This window comes from Streptomyces viridochromogenes (assembly GCF_001270495.1).
Classification (GTDB): Bacteria; Actinomycetota; Actinomycetes; order Streptomycetales; family Streptomycetaceae; genus Streptomyces; species Streptomyces viridochromogenes_A.
Genome location: NZ_LGUR01000043.1, coordinates 1 through 5274, shown reverse-complemented (window position 1 = coordinate 5274; position 5274 = coordinate 1). Strand labels below are relative to the sequence as shown.

The window sequence follows — 5274 nt, the reverse complement described above, 5'->3', positions numbered from 1 at the left end:
ACGTGGCGGGGATGGGCCCCCGCCTGGGCCAGCGGGCGAACGGACCCTCCCGCCTCCCCCGCAACCCCAACCGCGGGATGTTCTCTGGCCTGTGGCCCCCGTGAGACCCGGCAGCGGGGCCCCCACCCCCTCCGAAGGCACCGCCACCAGCCCCAACTCCGCCCCCGATGCCAGCAGCCGATGCGCCGGCAGGATCCGGACCGTGTAGCCGTACGGTCCCGTCCGGTCCAGGGCCAGGGGGCCCTCGTAGACCCACCGACCCTCCCCGTCCGGGCTGCCCACCGGCTTCAGCGGGACCGTCGACGCGTCCGCGATGCGGTCCTGTGAGTCGACGCGGCCGGAGACCGCCTGGACCTCCACGTCTTCCGGGCCCAGGTCGCCCAGGCCGACCCGGACCCGGAGGCTGAGGGTGGAGCCGAGTTCCGCGGTGGGGGTCGCCGCCGATGTCTCGACGTGGTCGACCGTGACGCCGTGCCAGGCGGCACGCACCCGCGTCTTCCAGCCCGCCAGCTCGCGCGCCGCGTCCGGGGTCATCGCCCGGTGGGCGTGCGCGGCCGGGGTGTAGAGGCGCTCCACGTACTCGCGGACCATCCTGCCCGCCAGGACCTTCGGGCCGAGCAGGGTCAGGGTCTGGCGGACCATCTCGATCCAGCGGTCCGGGAGGCCGTCCTGGCCGCGTTCGTAGAAGCGGGGGGTGACGCGTTGTTCCAGCAGGTCGTAGAGCGCCGCCGCCTCTATGTCGTCGCGGTGGTCGGGGTCCGTGCCGGTGCCGTCCGCCGTGGGGACGGCCCAGCCGAAGTCGGGCTGGAACCACTCGTCCCACCAGCCGTCCAGGACCGACAGGTTCAGGCAGCCGTTCAGCGCCGCCTTCATGCCCGAGGTGCCGCAGGCCTCCAGGGGGCGCAGGGGATTGTTCAGCCAGATGTCGCAGCCGGGGTACAGCTTCTGCGCCATCGCCATGCCGTAGTCCGGGAGGAAGACGATGCGGTGGCGGACCCGCGGGTCGTCCGCGAATCGCACCAGCTCCTGGACCAGACGTTTCCCGCCGTCGTCCGCCGGGTGCGCCTTGCCCGCCACCACGATCTGGATCGGGCGCTCCGGGTGCAGGAGGAGGTCCATCAGACGGTCACGGTCGCGGAGCATCAGGGTGAGGCGTTTGTACGACGGAACGCGGCGCGCGAATCCGATCGTGAGGACATCGGGGTCCAGGACTCCGTCGATCCAGCCCAATTCGGCCGTTCCCGCGCCGCGTTGGCGCCACGACGCGCGCAGCCGCTCCCGCACCTCCTGCACCAGCTGCTCCCGCAGCACCCGCCGCAGCTCCCAGATGTCCTGGTCCGGGATCTCCCCGACGGCGTCCCAGCGGTCCGAGCCGCCGACGGTCATCGCGTCCTCGGTGCGCCGGCCGCCGATCTGCCGGGCGCCGAGGCGGAAGACCTCGGGGGCGACCCAGGTCGGGGCGTGGACGCCGTTGGTGACCGAGGTGATGGGGACCTCGTCCGGGTCGAATCCCGGCCACAGGCCCGAGAACATCTCGCGGCTGACGTTGCCGTGGAGGAGGGAGACGCCGTTCGCCCGCTGGCCCAGGCGCAGGCCCATCACCGCCATGTTGAAGAGGTTCGGTTCACCGCCGGGGTAGGTCTCCATGCCGAGCTGGAGGATGCGCCCGACCTCGATGGTCGGGAGTTCGGCGGCGGGGCCGAAGTGGTGGGCGACCAGCTCGCGGTCGAAGCGGTCGATGCCGGCCGGGACTGGCGTGTGCGTGGTGAAGACCGTGCCGGCGCGGACTGCCTCCAGCGCCGAGTCGAAGTCCAGCCCCTCGGCGCACAGTTCGGCGATGCGCTCCAGGCCGAGGAACCCGGCGTGGCCCTCGTTGGTGTGGAAGACCTCGGGTGCGGGGTGGCCGGTCAGCCGGCAGTACGTCCGGACCGCCCGCACTCCCCCTATACCCAGCAGCATCTCCTGGAGCAGCCGGTGCTCGCTGCCACCGCCGTAGAGCCGGTCGGTCACCCCGCGTTCGCCGAGGTCGTTCTCCTCGACGTCCGAGTCGAGCATCAGCAGCGGCACCCGGCCGACCTGGGCCAGCCAGACGCGGGCGTGCAGCGACCTCCCGCCGGGCAGGGCGAGGGAGACCTGGGCGGGGGTGTCGTCGGGCTCCTTCAGAAGCGTCAGCGGCAGCTCGTTGGGGTCCAGGACCGGATAGTGCTCCTGCTGCCAGCCGTCGCGGGACAGGGTCTGGCGGAAGTAGCCGTGCCGGTACAGCAGCCCGACCCCGATGAGGGGTACGCCCAGGTCGCTGGCCGCCTTGAGGTGGTCGCCGGCGAGGATGCCGAGGCCGCCGGAGTACTGGGGCAGGGCGGCCGTGATGCCGAACTCGGGTGAGAAGTAGGCGACGGCGGCGGGGAGTTCGGCGGACTGCTCCTGGTACCAGCGCGCGCCGGTGACGTAGTCGTCGAGGTCACCGGCCACGGCGGTCAGCCGGCGCAGGAAGCCGCGGTCCTCGGCCAGCTCCGCGAGCCGCCCGGGCGACACGCTGCCCAGCAGCCGGACCGGGTCGTTGCCCGAGGCGGCCCATCCCTCGGGGTCGACGGACTGGAAGAGATCGCGGGTCTCCGCATGCCAGGACCAGCGCAGATTGCGTGCGAGATCACTCAGAGGCCGGAGGGGTGCGGGGAGGACAGGACGGACGGTGAATCGACGGATCGCCTTCACGGTTCCACCTCGGCGCTTCGCTGGATGACGCACGACAGTGTGCGTCGCCGTAGCCCATGACGTTACCGGCCTTTGTGTCACCCTCGCTGGGAGCTGCGCGCCCGGACTCCGCTTCGGCCTGAACGGCCTCGTCCTCAACCGCCGGACGGGCCGAATCCGCCCACCTTCGTCTGAAAGCGACCGCAACCTTTACACATCCCCCATGGCCGATATGGCCGATTCCGCCCCCGTAGGCGTCCTTGTGGCGACTTCTCGCGTCACGAGAGGGTGACTGTGGCGCGCCGGCCCGAGCGGGGTGCACCCCGTGCTCCAGGGCCGCGTGCGCCGAGTTGAGGAGGGGAACTCACACCATGGCACGGACGCGAATACGGCGTCTGCGCTGGGCAGCGGGCCTGACCGCGGTGACCTGTGTCGCCGCTCTCTCGGCCACCACCGTGCCCGCGCACGCCGCACCGGAGGGGCAGATACTCGGCGCCGGGGACCCCGGCTCCGTCAGCGGCAGTTACCTGGTGACACTCAAGGGGGGAACGAAGGCTCCGTCGGCGGCCGGAAAGAGCCTCGCCGACAAGTACGGGGCGAAAATCAGCCACACCTACGGCACGGTCCTCAACGGCTACGCCGTCCGGGCCGACGAGAGACAGGCCAAGCGGCTCGCGGCGGACTCCCGGGTCGCCTCTGTGGTCCAGGACACCCGCGTGACCCTGGAGCACAACCAGAAGAACCCGCCGTCCTGGGGGCTCGACCGCATCGACCAGGCCAACCTGCCGCTGGACAAGAGCTACACCTGGCCCGAGTCCGCGGGCGCCGGCGTGACGGTGTACGTCATCGACACCGGTATCCGCATCTCGCACAAGGACTTCGGCGGCCGGGCGAGCCACGGCTGGGACTTCGTCGGCAACGACCGGACCGCGAGCGACGGCAACGGCCACGGCACCCATGTCGCGGGCACGATCGCGGGCGGCCGGTACGGCGTCGCCAAGAACGCCAAGGTCGTCGCCGTACGCGTCCTCGACAACGCCGGCGGCGGCACGACGGCGCAGGTCATCGCGGGTATCGACTGGGTGACCAAGCACGCGAGGAAACCGGCGGTCGCCAACGTCAGCCTCGGCGGCTACCGCAACGCGCAGCTGGACGCCGCCGTACGCAACTCCATCGCGTCCGGCGTCACCTACACGGTCGCGGCGGGCAACGACGGACTGCCGGCCGGCCTGTACTCCCCCGCGGCGGTGCAGGAGGCCCTCACCGTGGGCGCCACCGACAAGAACGACGCACGGGCGAGCTTCTCCAACTTCGGCTCGGTCCTGGACGTGTTCGCCCCGGGCGTCGGGATTACGTCCGCGTCGTACGCGAACGACACCGGCAGGGCGACCTACTCCGGTACGTCGATGGCGTCGCCGCACGTGGCGGGCGTGGCCGCGCTCTATCTGGCCGACCACCCGAAGGCTCGGCCCGCACAGGTGTCCAAGGCGGTCGTGGCACAAGCCGTGTCCGGCAAGGTCTCCGGGAGGGGGCTCGGTTCGCCGAACGAACTCCTGCAGGTACCGGGCTCGTAGCGGCCGGTTATCGGCCAAGTGCGGGCACCGGCCCCGTTCCTGAGGAACGGGGCCGGTCTTGTGTGTAGACATACGCGTGAGTAGTTAACAAAGTGCCGGATTGCGTACCCGAATAGGGTGGGAAGGCTCATCCGGTACACCCCACCTGTGCGCCCCCCGGGCGCGCCGGGGGGCGGCGAAGCCGCAACAGCTCCACAAGTCACCACGCAGGACCCACCTCCCCACAGCCATCCGCCCACCCAAGTTGACGCGGACAGGAGCGGTCATGCCCGCCATGCACCACCAGTCGTCCTCACCCCCGACGTCGCGCACCGCGGCGCCCCCAGCCCGCACAGCACCCCGCACCGTCACCGCCGACCCCGGACCACCGGCCCCGGAGCGCCCTTCCGCGAGCGACACGGCCGGCGGTGTCGGGCGCATACCCGTCCTCGACGTCCGCCCGGTCGTCCAGCACGGGCGCAGGCCCGCGAAGGCCGTGACCGGCGAGACCTTCGAGGTCTCGGCGACCGTGTTCCGTGAGGGACATGACGCCGTCGCCGCCAACGTCGTACTGACCGACCCCGACGGCCGTCCCGGTCCCTGGACGCCGATGCGGGAACTCGCCCCGGGCACCGACCGCTGGGGCGCCGCCGTCACCGCCGGCGAGCCCGGCCACTGGACGTACCGGGTCGAGGCCTGGGGCGATCCGGTCACCACCTGGCGGCACCACGCCCAGATCAAGATCCCGGCCGGGATGGACACGGAGCTGGTTCTGGAGGAGGGCGCGCGGCTGTACGAACGTGCGGCCGCCGACGTGCCCGAGAGCGACGGACAGCCGTTGATCCGCGCGGCCGTCGAGGCGCTGCGGGACGAGAACCGCCCGGCCGCCTGGCGGTTGGCCGCAGCGTTGACGCCCGAGGTCGATGCCGTGCTGGGCCGGTATCCGCTGCGGGATCTGGTGACGGCGTCGGATCCGCTGCCGCTGCTGGTGGAGCGGGAGCGGGCGCTGTACGGCTCCTGGTACGAGTTC

At 71.8% G+C, this 5274-nt stretch carries 3 protein-coding genes; 2 read left to right on the top strand and 1 reads right to left on the bottom strand.

The features are described from left to right. Positions 1-2712: glycosyltransferase family 1 protein (locus ADK36_RS07240; RefSeq protein WP_234329701.1), on the bottom strand; the 2712-nt coding region annotated here is incomplete at its 3' end. A 350-nt stretch (positions 2713-3062) separates the two neighbouring features. Between ADK36_RS07240 and ADK36_RS07235 the strand changes: the two genes are divergently transcribed. Then, the gene (locus tag ADK36_RS07235) at positions 3063-4265 is read left to right on the top strand and encodes a S8 family peptidase (RefSeq protein ID WP_048587520.1); all 1203 of its coding nucleotides are present in this window, start codon (positions 3063-3065) and stop codon (positions 4263-4265) included. A 265-nt stretch (positions 4266-4530) separates the two neighbouring features. After that, positions 4531-5274, top strand: a 744-nt coding sequence (locus ADK36_RS07230; RefSeq protein ID WP_159391090.1) for a maltotransferase domain-containing protein, incomplete at its 3' end; no start/stop codon positions are given.